Source organism: Mastigocoleus sp. MO_188.B34, from assembly GCF_030065675.1.
Lineage (GTDB): Bacteria > Cyanobacteriota > Cyanobacteriia > Cyanobacteriales > Nostocaceae > Mastigocoleus.
In genome coordinates this window covers 1-16,968 of the sequence record NZ_JASJDK010000155.1, presented here as the reverse complement: position 1 = coordinate 16,968, position 16,968 = coordinate 1, and the positions used below count along the sequence as shown (strand labels likewise).

General features: G+C 38.7%; 17 protein-coding genes. 13 read left to right on the top strand and 4 right to left on the bottom strand.

Annotated features, from left to right (window positions below):
• The first annotated feature begins 411 nt into the window (after positions 1-411).
• The gene (locus tag QNJ50_RS25410; RefSeq protein WP_300641167.1) at positions 412-954 is read left to right on the top strand and encodes a phycobiliprotein lyase; all 543 of its coding nucleotides are present in this window, start codon (positions 412-414) and stop codon (positions 952-954) included.
• Positions 951-1,556 carry a chromophore lyase CpcT/CpeT gene (locus tag QNJ50_RS25405; RefSeq protein WP_300641165.1) on the top strand — a complete coding sequence of 202 codons (606 nt, stop codon included), beginning with the start codon at positions 951-953 and terminating at the stop codon, positions 1,554-1,556. The genes QNJ50_RS25410 and QNJ50_RS25405 overlap by 4 nt, the downstream gene beginning before the upstream one ends.
• 95 nt (positions 1,557-1,651) lie before the next feature.
• Here the strand turns inward: QNJ50_RS25405 and QNJ50_RS25400 are convergent, their stop codons facing one another.
• Positions 1,652-2,242, bottom strand: a complete 591-nt coding sequence (locus QNJ50_RS25400; RefSeq protein ID WP_300641163.1) for a phycobiliprotein lyase — start codon at positions 2,240-2,242, stop codon at positions 1,652-1,654.
• A 244-nt stretch (positions 2,243-2,486) separates the two neighbouring features.
• On the opposite strand from QNJ50_RS25400, the gene QNJ50_RS25395 reads away from it, so the two are divergent.
• The 7 genes from QNJ50_RS25395 (at position 2,487) to QNJ50_RS25365 (ending at position 8,076) form a co-directional block, all read left to right on the top strand.
• Positions 2,487-3,281, top strand: coding sequence for a pentapeptide repeat-containing protein (locus QNJ50_RS25395; RefSeq protein ID WP_300641161.1), 795 nt, complete (start codon positions 2,487-2,489; stop codon positions 3,279-3,281).
• A 163-nt stretch (positions 3,282-3,444) separates the two neighbouring features.
• Positions 3,445-3,999: a C-phycoerythrin subunit beta gene (gene cpeB, locus QNJ50_RS25390; protein ID WP_300641159.1), complete on the top strand. Its 555-nt coding sequence runs from the start codon at positions 3,445-3,447 to the stop codon at positions 3,997-3,999.
• A gap of 95 nt (positions 4,000-4,094) precedes the next feature.
• Positions 4,095-4,589: a bleomycin hydrolase gene (locus tag QNJ50_RS25385; protein WP_300641157.1), complete on the top strand. Its 495-nt coding sequence runs from the start codon at positions 4,095-4,097 to the stop codon at positions 4,587-4,589.
• Positions 4,590-4,788: 199 nt separating this feature from the next.
• Positions 4,789-6,063: a HEAT repeat domain-containing protein gene (locus tag QNJ50_RS25380; protein WP_300641156.1), complete on the top strand. Its 1,275-nt coding sequence runs from the start codon at positions 4,789-4,791 to the stop codon at positions 6,061-6,063.
• Positions 6,064-6,145: 82 nt separating this feature from the next.
• Positions 6,146-6,769, top strand: a complete 624-nt coding sequence (locus tag QNJ50_RS25375; protein WP_300641154.1) for a HEAT repeat domain-containing protein — start codon at positions 6,146-6,148, stop codon at positions 6,767-6,769.
• 107 nt (positions 6,770-6,876) lie between these two features.
• Positions 6,877-7,098, top strand: coding sequence for a hypothetical protein (locus QNJ50_RS25370; protein WP_300641152.1), 222 nt, complete (start codon positions 6,877-6,879; stop codon positions 7,096-7,098).
• A gap of 84 nt (positions 7,099-7,182) precedes the next feature.
• Positions 7,183-8,076 carry a HEAT repeat domain-containing protein gene (locus tag QNJ50_RS25365; protein ID WP_300641150.1) on the top strand — a complete coding sequence of 298 codons (894 nt, stop codon included), beginning with the start codon at positions 7,183-7,185 and terminating at the stop codon, positions 8,074-8,076.
• A gap of 614 nt (positions 8,077-8,690) precedes the next feature.
• Here QNJ50_RS25365 and QNJ50_RS25360 read toward each other — a convergent pair.
• The gene (locus QNJ50_RS25360; RefSeq protein ID WP_300641148.1) at positions 8,691-8,861 is read right to left on the bottom strand and encodes an NblA/ycf18 family protein; all 171 of its coding nucleotides are present in this window, start codon (positions 8,859-8,861) and stop codon (positions 8,691-8,693) included.
• Positions 8,862-9,298: 437 nt separating this feature from the next.
• Here QNJ50_RS25360 and QNJ50_RS25355 point away from each other — a divergent pair, with 437 nt between their 5' ends.
• The gene (locus QNJ50_RS25355) at positions 9,299-9,931 is read left to right on the top strand and encodes a phycobiliprotein lyase (RefSeq protein WP_300641147.1); all 633 of its coding nucleotides are present in this window, start codon (positions 9,299-9,301) and stop codon (positions 9,929-9,931) included.
• A gap of 119 nt (positions 9,932-10,050) precedes the next feature.
• Positions 10,051-10,917: a GNAT family N-acetyltransferase gene (locus QNJ50_RS25350; RefSeq protein WP_300641145.1), complete on the top strand. Its 867-nt coding sequence runs from the start codon at positions 10,051-10,053 to the stop codon at positions 10,915-10,917.
• Positions 10,918-11,015: 98 nt separating this feature from the next.
• On the opposite strand, the gene QNJ50_RS25345 is transcribed toward QNJ50_RS25350, so the two are convergent.
• Both QNJ50_RS25345 and QNJ50_RS25340 read right to left on the bottom strand, forming a co-directional pair.
• Positions 11,016-11,432, bottom strand: a complete 417-nt coding sequence (locus QNJ50_RS25345) for a hypothetical protein (protein WP_300641143.1) — start codon at positions 11,430-11,432, stop codon at positions 11,016-11,018.
• A gap of 133 nt (positions 11,433-11,565) precedes the next feature.
• Complete coding sequence (locus QNJ50_RS25340; RefSeq protein ID WP_300641141.1) at positions 11,566-11,784, bottom strand: hypothetical protein; 219 nt, start codon at positions 11,782-11,784, stop codon at positions 11,566-11,568.
• A gap of 387 nt (positions 11,785-12,171) precedes the next feature.
• Here QNJ50_RS25340 and QNJ50_RS25335 point away from each other — a divergent pair, with 387 nt between their 5' ends.
• Both QNJ50_RS25335 and QNJ50_RS25330 read left to right on the top strand, forming a co-directional pair.
• On the top strand, positions 12,172-12,924 hold the full coding sequence (locus QNJ50_RS25335; protein WP_300641139.1) for a Coq4 family protein: 753 nt from the start codon (positions 12,172-12,174) through the stop codon (positions 12,922-12,924).
• Between the two features lie 113 nt (positions 12,925-13,037).
• The gene (locus QNJ50_RS25330) at positions 13,038-16,763 is read left to right on the top strand and encodes an NB-ARC domain-containing protein (protein WP_300641137.1); all 3,726 of its coding nucleotides are present in this window, start codon (positions 13,038-13,040) and stop codon (positions 16,761-16,763) included.
• The last annotated feature ends 205 nt before the right edge of the window (positions 16,764-16,968 follow it).

Here is a 16,968-nt window from a genome sequence, read left to right as displayed (position 1 = left end):
GTTGAGTGTAGTACACCTCGTAGAGACGTAAAATTTTACGTCTCTACATTTGGGAATTAGAAAATGTATTTGATTCAAATGAAAACCGCTATATATAACAATATCGTTCAGTTAAGGCTAAATATCAAAATTGAAGTAGGTTGGGTTGACGAAGGTTAGCAAAGGGTGTCCGTGGGACATAACCCAACAATAATCAGGTTTTTTGATTTGTGTTATTCTCTGACCCGAATGAAAAAATTCCTAACTAAACCATATTGAGTTATATGGATGAATTTTTCACAGCTAAGTAAATCTACTTCAGACAGAAGATTAATAGGTTTACTTGGTTCAGTGAGGTGTCAGGAATGGGGAGGGAAAAGTAGTACAGTAGTGATATTTGTCTGCCTTCATTACTAAATATAGAATTTCAGAATGGATATTACAAAATTTGTACAACTTTCTCTCGGTAGATGGCGATCGCAGCGTAGTGCTCATCATTTAGCTTTTGCTCACTTCGAACAAGTGATTTCCACAATCGATATTGTTCCTGTAGCATCGGACGATCCAGAAGTTGTCGCTTTATGCAAATCCTATGAAATCGCTCCTGAATTAGCAACCGTTCCTTTTCGCATGACTTGGGAAGGAGAATCTGACTGGGAAGAAGAAGAAATTTCCCAAGGGACAACTATTCTCGTTCCCATTCCCGATCCTAATGAACCCCAAAAAGGTAAGTTATTGCGGGATAGAGGATATGCGGAAACAATTCCTTCCGTAGGTAATTACCAAATCAATGAAGAAGGAGTTTTTAGTTTACTAACTCCCTATGACCGAGCAATGGCTGAGGAGAAAATTTGGTTTTGTGGGGATAATGTTCGCTTTCGAGTTTCTTTAATTAAAACTAGTGCGGGTTCCGGAGTTGTTACCGCTTCTTTTTCTTCAGAAATCCGTTCCTTAAACAAGGAGAAAAAATCATGAGTGATTCCTTAATGATGAAATTAGCCAGTTGGATGGCTGGAGATTTTAGTAATTATCAACAGTCCTTTGCTGATACGAAAAATTTTGCTCACATTCGGATTTTTTTCCGTCCTTTACCGTTTGAATTTTTTGAAGGAATTGGGTTTTATTCCGAACAAACCTATGACTACGATCTGTGGACTCCTTACCGTCAAGGAATCCATCGGGTAGTGGATCGGGGAGAAGAAATTTATATTGAAAACTATAGTTTACAAGATGCTTATCTTTACGCCGGTGCTGGACATAATTTAGATATTTTAAAAACCATATCTCCCGATAAAATAGAACGCCGTCATAACTGCTCGATGGTTTTTAGATGGGAAGGGGATTTATTTCGAGGTGGTGTAGAAGGAAATAAATGTTTAATTGAAAAGTACGGAAAATCAACTTATTTAATTAGTGAAGTTGAAATTACAGAAACAACTTGGATGAGTTTAGACCGAGGTATGGATATTAATAACCACGAACAGGTTTGGGGGTCGGAACATGGACCCCTAAAATTTGATAAGCGTCAAAGCTTTGCTAATGAATTACCAACACTAAATACGTCTGTATCTAGTTGATAAACCTCAAATCGAGGCTAAAACTTTACCAAACAAAAATAACTTAAAGCAAAGACAACCCTTACTATTACCAATTACCCATTACCAATTACCAATTACGTAGTTAAAGCTCTCTGTCGATTTTTTTCAATCATTTCATCCAGTTGAGAAGGTAAAATACAACGACGCTCAGAGCAATAAGCCATCAAGTTAACTCCATTCATCAACTTAACAGTGCTTACACGCACGCGAAAATCATCTGTCACAAACCAACAACGTTCTTGACCCTGATTTTTCTCGTATTCTGTATCAATGGTCAATACTCCATCTTCCGCAAAACTATAAATTCCTACTACTGGAATACCTTCAACGTAGCCTTGATTGCGGAAAAATTTACCATAACGGGGATTATCAGGGTTAGGAACATCTACAAGTATTGCTGCATAATTAGGATTGGGTTCCCCATCCTTAAGATTTCCTTGCCATGAAAACTTTGCACCTCCAGCAACTGAAGCTGGGTCAATCCCTTCTTTTGAGGCGATTTCTAATACACTGGGATCCTGTCGGTCTAAAACTTGAACGATCAGATTTGACTCCCCCGATTCATCCGCAACTGCAGCAAAGTTATGCACTGCTCTTTGAGAGAACCAAATCCCCTCACTTTTACGAAAAAAATCCATCATTGTCATTGGTGGTGTCACTGACATTGTTATATTTCTCCGTTAATTAACCCTCAAAACCCAATTATTTCTTTTATGGCAAGCAATACCCACCATATAGCATGATAATGTTTCTTAGATTTTTAGGAAATATTAGGAAATATCGGGAACAGGGGATAGGGAACAGTAAACAGACAATAATCTAAAAGTAGTTTTCTCGCAAATGAGGTATTTATCTCATCTTGTCCGCAGGTCATATGTTGAATTTTGACTTTTAACTTTTGAATTGTTTATGATCTCCAACGAAATATTACAAGCACTCCAAGAAAAAAAAAGTTTTGCCAAAACTAACCTCCAGGGAATTAACTTCAGTGAAATGGATTTGTCAGGACTTGATTTTAGTTGCACTAACCTCATTGGTGCGAACTTAAGTCAAACAAATCTGAGCGGTGCAAATCTAAAAAATGCTGATTTGCGCGGAGCTAACCTTAGTTGTGCTAACCTCACGGGAGCTAATTTAACAGAAAGTTACTTATTCAGATCTAACTTGGAAGGGTGTTGTCTAACTCAAGCCCAATTAGAAGGTGCAAAACTGCAACTCGCCCGCTATGACTCCCAAACTCAATGGGTAGAAGGGTTTGACTACAGAAATTCTGGTGCAATCGGACCAAAAGCAAACTTGAATGGAGTATTCCTCAACACCGCAAACCTGAAAAATGCAGATTTACGGGGAGCTAATCTCCGGGGAGCTTACCTCAGTGGTACAGATCTGCGGGGAGCTAACTTAGAAGATGCTGCTTTAAGTGGAGCTAACTTACAAGGAGCTTTATTCACCGGAGCTTATTTACGTAAAGCCCGTTTCATTGGAGCAGAATTACAGGGAGTAGATTTCCGCGCTGCTGATTTGACAGATGCAAATTTCGAGCAAGTGCAGAATATTTCTGGCGCTGACTTTACAAAAGCCCAAGGTATTAGTGAAGAAACGCAAGCCATGCTCTGCAGTCGTCCTGGCAAGGAATTAGGACAGTGGAATCCTTTCACTCGCTGCAATACAGGCGATAGCCTAGGTTGTAAAACCAGAAAGTAAATTTAACAGAGTCTAGATAAAAGTTACAGATTATTACTTTCTATCTCAGAAATGAGATTCAAATAACCCTTAACGATTATCTTAAAACTTGGTTGGTCACTCAGAAAGTAACAAACCACATAAGAAAGTAATTTTCGTATAAGTAAAATTTCAGGAGAGTTCAATGCTCGACGCATTTTCTAGAGCTGTAGTTACCTCAGATGCTAGCACCTCACCTGTTGGTGATATCGATGCTCTGAAAGCTTTCATCGCTTCCGGAAACAGACGCCTTGACGCTGTAAACGCAATTGCTAGTAATGCTAGCTGTATGGTTTCTGATGCAGTCGCTGGAATGATCTGCGAAAACCAAGGTTTGATCCAAGCAGGTGGTAACTGCTATCCTAACCGCCGCATGGCTGCTTGCTTGCGTGATGCAGAAATCATCCTCCGCTACGTTACCTATGCTCTATTAGCTGGTGATGCTTCTGTTCTAGACGATCGCTGCTTGAACGGTTTGAAAGAAACCTACTCTGCTTTGGGCGTTCCTACCACTTCTACAGTTCGTGCTGTCCAAATCATGAAGGCTCAAGCTGCTGCTCACATCAAAGATACTCCAAGCGAAGCTTTTGCTGGTGCAAAACTACGTAAAATGGGAGCTCCTGTGACCGAGGATCGCTGCGCTAGCTTAGTTGCTGAAGCATCTGGCTACTTCGATCGCGTTATTGCTGCTCTAAGCTAATTACTAACAGAATTTAAAACTCTTAGTAGCGAAGCTTTTAGGCAATCGTACAGAAATAAACACTCGATCAAAGTTAACTTGGAGATAGTAAAAATATGAAATCAGTTCTTAGCACAGTTATTACTGCTGCAGATGCAGCAGGTCGTTTCCCCAGCAGTTCTGACCTAGAATCCGTTCAAGGTAGCATCCAACGTGCAACTGCTCGTCTAGAAGCTGCTGAAAAGCTCGGAAGCAACCTCGACAACGTTGCTAAAGAAGCTTATGACGCTTGTATCAAGAAGTATCCTTACTTAAACGAAGCTGGTCAAGCTAACTCCACCGATACCTTCAAAGCTAAGTGTCAGCGCGACATCAAGCACTACCTACGTCTAATCCAATACTGCTTAGTTGTTGGTGGTACTGGTCCCGTTGATGAGTGGGGAATTGCTGGTCAGCGTGAAGTATATCGTTCCTTGAGCCTACCTACCGCTCCTTATGTAGAAGCATTGTCATTCGCTCGTAACCGTGGTTGCGCTCCTCGTGACATGTCTCCTCAAGCATTGACCGAGTACAACGCTCTTCTAGACTATGTAATCAACTCCCTATCCTAATAGGTATAGGTTGTTCCAAAGTCTTTGATATCGCTGATTAAGACTTAAAACTTCAATTCTGGGGATTCTTAGTAAAGTGCTTTGCCGAGTCAGGTTGGGTATTTCTCTAGGAGTCCCCAGTTGAGTCTTTTATATTTTAAGTCTTTATATTTTAAGATGAAAATATTTCAAGATTAAAGATTGACATAAGATTGAGTGCATGGATAAACGCTTTTTCAATATCTTTAACCTGACAGAACAAGAAGCGATCGCTCTTTTAGATGCTCCTAAAGACGAAACAGATGCAGGAAACTCCCGTTACACTGCAGCCGCTCACTTAGTCAACTTTCCTACAGATGACAGTATTAATGCATTGATTCGAGCAGTTGAAAATACTGAATCTTCTCTGGATAACCGCATAGTACGACGCAAAGCAGTGGAAACCTTAGGAAGGTTAACAGCAAAACAAGCTTTGCCGATAATTCGTCAATGTTTGACGGATGAAGATTGTTATACAGTAGAAAATGCTGTTTGGGCGATCGGGGAATTTGGCATTCAAGAAGAAGATATTTTAGAAGAAGTTGCTCAAGTTTTAGAAAGACCCGGGCAACTTTATCGCACAATTATACATATTCTCACTAAGTTAAATTATCAAAAAGCTCTTTCTCGCCTGCATCCCTTCACAGAACATGAAGATCCACCAATTGCTAGTGCTGCAATTGCAGCCATCTGTCGCCTGAGTGGAGACGACACAGAGATGGGAAAGGTGGTAGAATTTTTACAACATTCTAGTGTAAATGCACGAAGGGGTTGTATTCAAGATTTAATTGATTGCGATTACGATCCGGCAATCCCACAAATTGCTCGCTGTCCTGTTTCTCTAGTTTTTCGATTGCGGGCGATTCGTTTAATCGGATACTCAGGGATAAAAAAAGGAAATTTAACTTTTGGGCAAATTCAACCTTATCTAGAGCAAGTGTTACGGGATAATCCCAATGACATTGATTTTGTCCACGAATACGACCAAACCCCAAGTCTAGCTTTTGCAATTCAAGAGCTTTATCAAACAGATTTTGGTCGTTGCTATCTTGCAATTAAAACCCTGTTAGAAACATATCAGGACGAAACTCCTCAGGCTTTATTTGATACTTATGAGGAAGAAGCACACAACGACTACGGAGCGCATTACCATGTAATGAAATTATTTGGCTGGCTTAAATATGCTCCTGCTTACGATCTATTAATGTCCGCATTGAAAAATCCCTTACCTCAATTTCAAAAATCTCGCGCTGCTGCGGCGATCGCTTTGGGAGAAATCGGCGATAAACGAGCTATTCCCGAACTTAAAGCCAGTTTAGAAACAAATATTTGGGATTTGAAATATGCAGCTTTAATGGCTTTAGAAAAACTGGGAGATTATAGTTCTCATTCTATAATTGCCAACGATAGCGATCCGTTAATTTCTGCTAAAGCTTCACAGACAGCTTTGTTGTAAGTAATGAGTAATAAGTAATGAGTAATAAGTAAGAAACATTAATTTAATAACCAACAACCCAAAGTCTATATAATTTACTTTTATGCCCAGCGAACAACTATTTGAACAACTAAAACATCCCAATCCCAACCTTAGGGAAATGGCTATGGTGGACATTGCTGAAACCTATGACGAGGAAACCATTACTCGCCTCATGGGAATTTTAGGAGCAGAAGATGTCACCTACCGCAGAGCAGCAGTCAAAGCACTAGGATTTATTGGTGCAGATTCCATACCTCCTCTAGTAGACTCATTGCTCAATAATGATAATGTGACAATTAAGGCTAGTTGTGCTAAGGCTCTTGCTCAGGTTGCTTCTAATCATCCCGAACTTACTTTTCCAGAAAATGGAATGCAGGGATTAAAACTGGCAATGAACGATCCCAATCCAGTAGTTCACATTGCTTCCGTGATGGCTTTGGGGGTAGTTGGTTCCCCATCTCTAGATATTTTATTTGAAACTCTCAAAAACACAGAGAACCTCGGACTGGCTGTAGCAATTATCAATGCTCTTGGTTCAATTCCAGACAAACGTTCCATAGAAGTTCTGACTGAATTAATGGAAGATAAATCAGTTGACTCCTATGTCAAGGAATCAGCCACCAGTGCTTTGTCCCGTTTGGAAATGGTGTTAAATTATCAGAAAGCTAAACCATCAAAAAGCTAGGCTGTTACAAGATTAGAACGCCTTAAGATAATTTAAAGAAAATATGATTTAAAGAAAATCATCAAATCAAACTTTAGAAGATAGTAAACAATGGGAGAAATAGAAACATGGCTGAAGCAGGACAAATAAATGCCGAAGAGCTAGCAGGAGTAATTAAAGAACTAGAAACATATCGGGAGCGTCTAGTTAATGACACCTTAGCAGCAGCGCAAAAAGCAAAAATGTCAAAGTCCCACACTATGGCTCAACTGGAACCTCAATTGGCAGAAATAGATGCCAAACTTCAAGAATGGCGAGAACTACACACTAGTCTCACCAGCAGTAAATAAGGATATCTCTCCAGATAAAATATTTCCTTTTCAAGAGTTCCTAATCAGCGCTTTCGTGCATTAAACAAGAATTAATTTATCTCGATGCTCAACTTTGAAACCCCACTCACAGTTGTTGAAACCGACACTTTACTCCAGACCGTCAGGGAACAACTAAGCCTCAACACCTTTGATAAAAGCGATCGGCAAGTCATACAACAAATGATTGAATGTTTAGGGGATTCCCGAGGTATGACCAGGCTGGGATTCGCTGATTCATTAGGACAAGTAGGTAAACCTGCTGTTCCCCAGTTACTAGAGGCTTTAGCCCATCATCCCAACGTAGTAGTACGTCGTGCAGCAGCAAAAACCCTGACTTTAATTGCTGACCCTGAAGCAGTTCCCCACTTAATTAATGCTCTATTGACTGATGAAGACACAGTAGTCAAAGGTTCATCCGTGGGAGCTTTAGCAAGAACGGGAGAAGCTGCGGTACCAGCATTACTGAAAATTTTAGCTTCCCCAGAACATCCTGAAAGCACCAAAGGTCATGCAGCTTGGGCTTTAGCATTTATTGGGGTAGAAGCAAAAGAATTTTTATATAAGGAAATCTCCTCAGAATCCCCAGTTGTTCGGGCTGCGGTAGTGGGTGCGATCGCTAAAGTAGCCCAAGACAGTCCCGAAGAACAAGCATTTGAAACCTTAGTTAATGCTCTTAATGACAGTGACGAAACTGTACGCTGTGAAGCTGCTGCAGTTTTAGGTAATTTAGCTTATCAACCAGCAATTCCTAAATTAGTTGAGTTATTGGGTCACTCCAATGGGGAAAGTCGCAAATCAGCTGCTTTAGCATTGATGAAAATAGGAACAAGCGAAACAGCTCCTCCTAAAGACACTATTTTAGAACCTTTGCAAAATGCATTAACTCAGGAATCGGAAACTCCAATACAGCGAGCCATGGAGTTAGCGATTTCTCAAGTAAAAAGGGTTAATGGTTAAATAAAGAAATTAATTGATATACCAATTCCCAACTATAGAAAAATTCTTTAGTAGGTTGTGTTACAGCAAAATAAAAATTGGATTGTTCGAATAATTCAAAATTTGCTGTAACGCACCGCCATCAAGATTGATACACAAACTTAGTTTTAAATAAATTTTAAACAATATAGTAAATCAATAAAATCAAGCAAAATATCTTCGTAGTTATAATTTGTAAGCTTTTGATAACCCTACAGGCGCGGTCTGTTATTACTTTTTACTTTTTACTTTTTACTTGCGCATAGCGCCATATTTCCCATTTCTTAGCCGATAAGCTTCGAACAATAAGGTTTAAGAAAGCTGGAAAACCCTTGTAACGACGATGAATATATATAAATATAAATTATCGCAGCAAAAAATAAAATTGTTAGTTGGATGAATCATAAATTTTCATCCCCTAATTCCCAGCATTCTCTACATCTGCAACAATGCAATCGAAAATTTGTAACAAAACAAATTAATTATGTGAACGCGTTCCCACACGGTCATTTAGTTCGGTCAAAATGTTGGCAAGAATTTAAGTATCTGCCAGACTAACTCCACTGAAACTATTAGCTCCAATGAAAATATGTCATCTAAGCAGCATCTTTTAGGAGATGTTTTACCAAATTATCCTTAACCATCATTTGTCGCAAAACTTCTAATAGATAGGTTTGTGCCTCCTCTTGTGTCAAACCTTGAACCTGTTCTTTTAGTGTTTGTAAGCGGAATTTTTGCTCTAATGTTAGTTCGATTGGGAAGTCCATTTTAAGCCTCCTTGAAATTTATTGAATTAACTACACAGGCAAAACACTACTTTCCATACATAGTATTTTTGTACCTTTATCTTATGTTAGCAGAGACTACTAATTGGTGACATTTGTCAAGCTATAGAGAATAGTGTTAAAGAAAGTTTACAGTATCCTCAAGTGAGAGTCCAGTCTCTTTTGAATAAGGTTTTGAGAATCATGTTGAGCTTGAAAAAGTTTGAGAGGGTATTTGCCAGATTTTTACCATGTTTACAATAAATTTGTAGAATATTTGATTAAGGTAATTCAATTGCTAGAAACTTGTTGCTCAGGTTTGGTTGAACCTCAAGCATTAATGGCTGTAATCTGGAAGACGATGTCATAACAAAAATATTCGGCAAGTTAACTTGCAGGATTAATAATTTAATATTTATGATTAGGGAGTATTGGGTTTGATGGATGCGGTAGAATTTTTTCAGCTAAGTGCTGGTAGGTGGTCTTCAAAGCGAACAACACACCACTTAGCCTTTAAAAGAGCAGAGAAAGGAGAATCAGACATTGTTGTAGAAACTTTGGCTGCTGACGATCCAGAAATTATTGCTTTGTGTGAAATGCACTCTATTGACCCCAATTTGTCCGTAGGTGGTTCTCGAGTACGTTGGTTAGGAACCATGGCTTGGGATCGAGAAGGTGATGAAAATCACGAAGGTAAAACAGTATTTGCAATTGTTCCAGATCCAGATAATCCAAGAAAAGGTAGACTACTACGGGAGCGGGGTTATGCAGAGATAGTTCCTGTAGTTGGTCGCTTTGAAATGGATGATGAAGATGGTTTGGTGTTAACAACTGAATATGAAACTATGAGTTCAGTTGAAAGATTTTGGTTTGCTAGTCCCGACCTGAGAATGCGAACCAGTGCAGTAAAAAGATTTGGTGGTTTAAGTACTGCAACTTTTTGTACAGAATCTAGAGTTGATTCCGATACTGATGTGTCAGATACTGAGCAATCAGAGGTTAAAAATGAAACTTCTTCAGTAACTGAGGATGGTGTTAACCTAAAAGAGTTTTATTCTGTTTTGGGTTGGTAATCAATTACTTTCTTGTTGGTTTCTCGAAATATATTTTTGATAATGACGTAGCAATGCTACGTCTCTACCACCCAACATATTTTTTCGCGAAGCTTACGTAAGTCCTGTATAATCTTGCTATGCAAGACCCCATCTCTACACAATCAGCGCTCAAAATTATCGAGTCCCCTCCTCCCAAACTTCTGCAAGCAGCAACACAATGGTTAGCAGATAATTCTCATGAAAACCTAGAACTGGAGCGGGGGCTAGGTTTTATTTTTCATAACAATATTGCTTTTGAGCAAATAGGAGGAAAGCTTGCAATTGCAATGTTGAATTCAGAAATTTCCGGCGTTGTGATGGTAGAGCCAAATCAAACCAATGCATCTCTAGAAGCTAGCGATCGCATTACCGCACAAATGCTTTTTAAAATTCTCCAGTCAAGAGGAGTTCCCAAAAGAGTTTTTACTTCTAAGCACGTAAAAAACTGGATACATCCATTATTGTTAGAAAACTATCGACTACGTAGAGAGTATGATCAAATAGTAATGATTTGTACCGAAGTCCCAAATGGTGGAGAAGGGAGATGGGCTAAACCCGAAGATAAGGAATGGTTGCAAGCTTATGAAGCTGCATATATTGCAGAACGGGGTAGTGGTAGTTTAAATCGCAATTGGGATCTTTTAATAGCTGCAAAACAAATTGCAGTTTTAGAGAAAAACGGAGAAATAGTTTCTGTAGTCAAAAGGGGTAGGGATACAACCAGGTATGCAGGTATATTTGCACCTTTAACTTTTGCAAAACATCGCCGACAGGGCTTTGGTTATAAATTGTTGGCGTTTTTTATCGGTGAATTATTGCAAGAACGCCCTGCAGTGCATTTATGGTTAGACGAGGATAACACTGTAGCACTTGCACTTTACAATTCTCTTGGTTTTCAACAAATTGGGCAATGTTATACAGGTTATTTTTCGGAAAAGGGTTTGGTTGAAAATGGGAGTTGGTAATAAACATTTCACACAGCGTTGCACATCACTCTCAACTCCCAATAATGAAAAAGCAATTTAATCTTGCTGAGAGAAAATCTTTCAAATAACTAATGCATCTAAGATTTTGTCTCTTCTGTTTCAGTTAGGTTTTTCCATGCAGCTTCTATCGCTTTATCAACTCTGTTGTTCATCTTTTGAATATCTGCAACAAAAGATTCCCAGTGCTGATTCGCTTCATTGTTAAAATCTTGAATCTTTTGTGCGAGAGATTTCTCTTGTTCTGCAAAGAAATCCTCTGTTTTCTTCAAAGTTGATTTCGCCTGGTTAATTGCTGTGATATAAGCCTCACGAGTCATTTCACCTGCTGATTCTAATTCCAACTCAGCCCGTCTTTTAATAAGTTCTACTAATTCTCCCATTTTTTGTTTGATTTCATCGGATTCATCGGACATTTTTTGTTCTACAAGGGCTTTTGTCTCTTCACTGACGGTAACAATTGCAGATTCTTGAGTGGTTTTGGTTTCAGTAGCCATGATTTTCTCCTAGTAATTCAAAATTTGATTCTCAAAAAATTGTTGAGGGTTAACAACTTCTTGCTTTTGCGATCGAAACCTTTTGAAATCAACTTCTTTTGTAATCAAAACCTTTTGCTATGAAAATCTTTTCTTATTGAGAAAAAAGGGTTTTCCAAAGGTTTGAGTCTAACTGCGGATCAGTAAACTTAAACTGTGACTGTAGTCGCTTTTTAATCACATCCATTAATTCCATTGTTTTCTGTTTAACAGTTTCGGAAGCATTGGGGATATTTTTTTCCACTACAGTTTCTGTTTCTTTGCTTACTTCTGAAGTTGTTTGTTCTTGTGAGTTAGTGGTGTCAGCCTCCATAATTAATCTCACCCAAATCAGTATTAATTTTTGCAAAACTCTATTGACGATTAATTACAAAATTAATGAACCACAGAATTTTTTATTAACTGAAGCTGATGAAATTAGTCTATGTTTGCTTTTAATTATTGTCAGTAATAAAAAAGTAAGTTTTTCTGGATCTTGCATTGAAAGCATTGCTTAAGAGGGAGCAGGGAATCAATACTTACTTTTTACTCACTTGATAGTTACTTTTAGCTTACCTAGTTACAAAGTGGAAGCTCAAAACTCATAACTTTTCTCTGACTGACACGCCGAAGTAATCGACCTAAACTGCTGAATAAGCAAGGGCAAAAACAAGAAATGCTCTGGGAAAAATTGACAGGATGAGAGTTTAGGAGAATAACAATGAGCTTCAAATATATTAACGAAATTGCTACTCCAGAGAATATTAACGAGTTACTTACTTTTATCGATTTAGCGGCGGGAGCAAATCAAGAAACAACTAATGTTTTCGATATATCTGATAAATTGCGCGACAGCACTCAAATGCAAGAATGCATTGTTTGGATGAAGCAAGATCCTGCTACCGCTGCAGCGATCGCGGAACGTTACATGGGAGCAGATTTCGACCTTCAAGAACTTATCAAAATGCCACAAGGTTCTTTGGGGTGGACTTATGCTCGGGTGATGAATGCTCTTGGTTACGATCCTCACTTTTATCGTCTGCGGGAGACTACATCTGATACAGATTATATTATCAACCGCATTCGCAAAACCCATGACTTACACCATATTCTTACAGGATTTAGCTTTGATGACTTTGGCGAGAATGGAGTTATTTCTGTGACTGTCGTTCAGACTGGCTATCCTGGCTGGATGTTGATTGATATTCTAACTTTGCTCCTCTATTTCTTTTCTGGGAAAGACGATCTTGGGATTGATGTTGAGTTTGTGTTTGACCTCATTTCAGCAGGAATCAAAATGGGTCGAAGAGCCAAGCCGTTGTTCCCCGTTAAATGGGAAGAAGGTTTCGAGCGACCCTTGGAAGAATGGCGAAAAGAACTCAATATTCAACCGATTACCAATGGTCGATTTAGCTGGTACAGTAATCCAAAATTACGTGAAGCTGTTGGTCTTGAGGTTACTGTCCCTGACTAGCAATAATTTTCGATCAGTTACACAAGAATAATCACAACGTCAGTCCAAGGTAATATAGGGAAGTAGTTTAATTATTTTTGCCCGAAGAATACACTGGAGCAAAAAAATTCCTTATGTCACCAGAAGAAGCACTGACGTTTTTAGAAACAATCTTACCGCCAGGTTCTCTCAATAACGTCAGGATTTTGGTTTTTCAAAGGGCATGGGAAGGTAAAGGATATAATGCGATCGCTGAAGAAGCTGATTACGATCCAGACTATATTAAAGGTGTTGCGGCTCAACTTTGGAAGTATTTATCCGATATCTTAGGAGAAAAAGTAACTAAAAAGAATTTTCGTGCACTTTTACTACAGCACTTCAAACATCAAGACTCAAGAGCTTTAGAATCAAGAACTTTAGAATTAAGACCTTTAGAACCGAGCATTTTAGATACAAAAACTTTAGAATCAAAACTTTTAGAACAAAAACTTTTAGAATCAAAAAATTTTAATCCTCAGCAAGTAGATGATATACAAGAGTCTCCATCAAAACCAATATCTTTTGATTGGGGAACTGCTCCTGATGTCTCTGTTTTTTATGGACGTAGTACCGAACGAAATCAACTCCAAAAATATATTGTCAAAAATCGCTGTAAAGTTGTGGCTTTGTTAGGTCATGGTGGAATTGGTAAAACAAGTTTATCTGTAAAAATTGCAGAGCAAGTACAAAGTGAATTTGCCTATGTAATTTGGAGAACACTCCGCAATGCACCGACCCTGAATACAATTCTAACAGAACTAATTGGTTTGCTGTCCGATTACCAGGAAGCACAAATATCTGTGCGCAAACTACTGAATTATTTACGTAGCTCCCGTTCCCTAATTATTTTGGATAATGTAGAAACGATTTTGCAAGCGGGTAAAACAGGATATTATCGACCTGGTTATGAAGATTACGGCGAACTTTTGCGGATAATTGCAGAAACTGCTCACCAAAGCTGTCTGATGTTAACTAGTCGGGAAAAACCACCGGAACTTGCAAGCGAACAAGGAATGGATGATTCGTCAGTACAAGTTTTCTACATCCAAGGTTCATTAGAAGTTGCACAAGCCATATTACAAGCCAAAAAAATTCGGGGAACAGCAAGTCAAAAACAGCAAGTTTGCCAATATTACGGTAACAGTCCCCTCGCACTAAAGATAATTGCTACTTCCATACAGGATCTATTTGATGGTGACTTAAGCCAATTTTTAGAACAGGGAAGCATTGCTTTTAACGGTATTCGTCGCTTGCTCGAACAACAATTCCAACGTCTCACCACTCTGGAAGAAACTATTATTAACTGGTTAGCAATTAACCGCGATTGGACAAGCACTACCGAATTGTATCAAGATATTATTCCGATTACTTCTAAAGCCAATCTTTTAGAAGCCTTGGAATCTCTCACCTGTCGTTGTTTAGTAGAAAAACAATCCGGTTGTTATACCCTGCAACCAGTGGTGATGGAGTTTGTCATCGATAACTTAATTGGACAGATTTATCAGGAATTAATTGCTACAAAATTTAATTTATTTGGAAGCTATGCATTAATCAAGACCACAAGTAAAGATTTTATTCAGGAAAGTCAAAGAAGACTGATATTAGAACCAATAGCCCATTTGTTACGTCATACTTTTGCTTCCCCACAAGTACTTGCAAGACAAGTACAAACAATTCTCGATCGCCTACGTGGTTCCAGTCTAACTAATGAAAATAGTCTGATTTATAAAAATAAAATATATCAGGATTCAGATTTATTTTGCTCTGATTCTGGTTATGCTGCGGGTAATCTAATTAATCTTTGCATTCATCTCCAGATAGATTTAACAGGATATGATTTTTCCTATCTGACCATTTACCATGCAGATTTAAAATATGTAAATTTGCATAATTGTAATTTTGTCGGTGCAAATTTTGCTCGAACTAGTTTTGCTCAAAGTTTAGGTGGTATTCTGCAACTAGCCTACAGTCCCGATGGTGAATTTTTAGCAACTGGGGATACCCACAGTAGTATTCAACTTTGGGGCGTTCCAGATTGTCAATTACGTGCAACTTTCCTGGGTCATCGTAACTGGGTTTGGTCATTAGCAATTAGTCCTGATGGAAAAATCATTGCTAGTGGTGGTGAAGATAATCTGGTTAGACTTTGGGAAATTGAAACCCAAAGCTGCTTCCAGACATTACCATTAGAAAGTGAGTTTATTTGGTCGCTGAAATTTAGTCCAGATGGGAACCAAATTGCGATCGCAACTTCTGAAGGTAAATTACTGCTGTGGGATATTCAAACCAAAAAACTGAGGATATTTACAGGGCACACGGGTGACGTACATTCTATCAGTTTCAGTAGGGATGGAACATATTTAGCTAGCGCTAGTCACGATCGGACTATTAAACTTTGGGATATCAAATCTGGAAAATGTTTGCAAACCTTCTGCGGACATAAGAGTTTGGTGTATGGAGTGGAGTTTAGTCCCAACGGACAAAATTTGGCTAGTGGAAGCCAAGATCGAACTGTGAAACTTTGGGATACTTGTAGCGGTAAATGTCAAATAACTTATGTTGGACATGAAGATTCTGTATTTTCCGTGGTATTTACTCCCAACGGACAAAATTTAGCAAGTTGCAGTGCAGATCGAACTGTTCGTCTCTGGGATATCAATAGTGGAGAATGTATTAAAATCTTTCAGGGTCATGATGAAATGATTCGTTCAATTGCCATCAGTCCGGATGGTAAAACCTTGGCTAGTGGAAGTTATGACCAAACCCTTAGGTTATGGCGTATTAATGATGGTAACAAACTAAAAACTATAAAAGGACACATTAACTGTATCTACGGTTTGGCGTGGCATCCAACCCCTTCCCACTCCCAAGATAATATTTTAGCAAGTGGTGGTACAGATAAGACTGTAAAATTATGGAATACAAATAATGGTAAATGTTTAAAAACTTTGACAGGACATGAAGCTTGGGTATGGTCTGTTGCTTGGAGTCCAGATGGTAAGACTTTGGCGAGTGGAAGTTTTGACCGCACCATAAAATTATGGAACGTAAATAACGGCGAATGTGTGAAAACCTTGCAAGGACATGAAGCTTGGGTATGGTCTGTTGCTTGGAGTCCCGATAGCAAAATTCTCGCTAGTGGTAGTGGTGACCTCAGTATTAAATTATGGAACCCAAATAACGGAGAATGTTTACAGACTTTACAAGGACATGAGGACTGGGTATGGTCTGTTGCTTGGAGTCCCGATAGCAAAATTCTCGCTAGTGGTAGTGCAGACTACACAGTTAAACTTTGGAATATAGAAACTGGGGAATGTTTACATACATTAGAGGTAGGTAAAACTTGGGTATGGGCTGTAGCCTGGAGTCCTGAAGGTAATATTCTTGCCAGTATAGGTGGTGACTATAATATTTTACTTTGGGATGTCAATCGTCAAGCAGTGATTGCAACCTGTAGAGGGCATACTGAAGCTCCTACTAGTATTACTTTTAGCCCCAATGGTAAAACTCTATTTACTGCTAGCCAAGACCAAACATTGCGAATTTGGGACACCTACACCGGGCAATGTTTGAAAGTTTTCAAAGGACATAATGGGGCAGTATTTCCCGTAACTTGTAGTTCGGATGGAGAAATTATTGCTACTGGCAGTGAAGATGGGACAATTAAGTTGTGGAATATCCACAAGGGTGAGTGTTGGCAAACTTTGAATATTCCTGGGCTTTACGAAGGAATGAATATTACTGGGATGACAGGTTTAACTACTGCTCAAAAGATTGTGTTAAAGAAATTGGGAGCAGTAAGTGGGGCGACAGGAATATAAACAAGATATATAAAGATTTTGAATCCTGAATTCTGACTTCTGAATTCTGCTATTAGACAACTTTAAACTGAAAAATTTAGTATCTAGAATTGATTGGTAATGGGTAATTGACCTGAGTTCGGGTTAAGCAGATTGAGGTAAAAGCCAATCTAAATGAAGGTTAGGCTTTTTAGGTTGGTGACAATAAGCGATTAATCCACACAGA

Excerpts from the sequence above, each read along its gene's own strand:
- QNJ50_RS25360 (WP_300641148.1), bottom strand. The coding sequence starts at position 8,861 with ATGGACTTCCCAATCGAACTAACATTAGAGCAAAAATTCCGCTTACAA.
- QNJ50_RS25395 (WP_300641161.1), top strand. The coding sequence starts at position 2,487 with ATGATCTCCAACGAAATATTACAAGCACTCCAAGAAAAAAAAAGTTTT.
- QNJ50_RS25330 (WP_300641137.1), top strand. The coding sequence starts at position 13,038 with ATGTCACCAGAAGAAGCACTGACGTTTTTAGAAACAATCTTACCGCCA.
- QNJ50_RS25335 (WP_300641139.1), top strand. The coding sequence starts at position 12,172 with ATGAGCTTCAAATATATTAACGAAATTGCTACTCCAGAGAATATTAAC.
- QNJ50_RS25400 (WP_300641163.1), bottom strand. The coding sequence starts at position 2,242 with ATGTCAGTGACACCACCAATGACAATGATGGATTTTTTTCGTAAAAGT.
- QNJ50_RS25355 (WP_300641147.1), top strand. The coding sequence starts at position 9,299 with ATGGATGCGGTAGAATTTTTTCAGCTAAGTGCTGGTAGGTGGTCTTCA.
- QNJ50_RS25345 (WP_300641143.1), bottom strand. The coding sequence starts at position 11,432 with ATGGCTACTGAAACCAAAACCACTCAAGAATCTGCAATTGTTACCGTC.
- QNJ50_RS25385 (WP_300641157.1), top strand. The coding sequence starts at position 4,095 with ATGAAATCAGTTCTTAGCACAGTTATTACTGCTGCAGATGCAGCAGGT.
- QNJ50_RS25365 (WP_300641150.1), top strand. The coding sequence starts at position 7,183 with ATGCTCAACTTTGAAACCCCACTCACAGTTGTTGAAACCGACACTTTA.
- cpeB (WP_300641159.1), top strand. The coding sequence starts at position 3,445 with ATGCTCGACGCATTTTCTAGAGCTGTAGTTACCTCAGATGCTAGCACC.
- QNJ50_RS25340 (WP_300641141.1), bottom strand. The coding sequence starts at position 11,784 with ATGGAGGCTGACACCACTAACTCACAAGAACAAACAACTTCAGAAGTA.
- QNJ50_RS25375 (WP_300641154.1), top strand. The coding sequence starts at position 6,146 with ATGCCCAGCGAACAACTATTTGAACAACTAAAACATCCCAATCCCAAC.
- QNJ50_RS25370 (WP_300641152.1), top strand. The coding sequence starts at position 6,877 with ATGGCTGAAGCAGGACAAATAAATGCCGAAGAGCTAGCAGGAGTAATT.
- QNJ50_RS25405 (WP_300641165.1), top strand. The coding sequence starts at position 951 with ATGAGTGATTCCTTAATGATGAAATTAGCCAGTTGGATGGCTGGAGAT.
- QNJ50_RS25350 (WP_300641145.1), top strand. The coding sequence starts at position 10,051 with ATGCAAGACCCCATCTCTACACAATCAGCGCTCAAAATTATCGAGTCC.
- QNJ50_RS25410 (WP_300641167.1), top strand. The coding sequence starts at position 412 with ATGGATATTACAAAATTTGTACAACTTTCTCTCGGTAGATGGCGATCG.
- QNJ50_RS25380 (WP_300641156.1), top strand. The coding sequence starts at position 4,789 with ATGGATAAACGCTTTTTCAATATCTTTAACCTGACAGAACAAGAAGCG.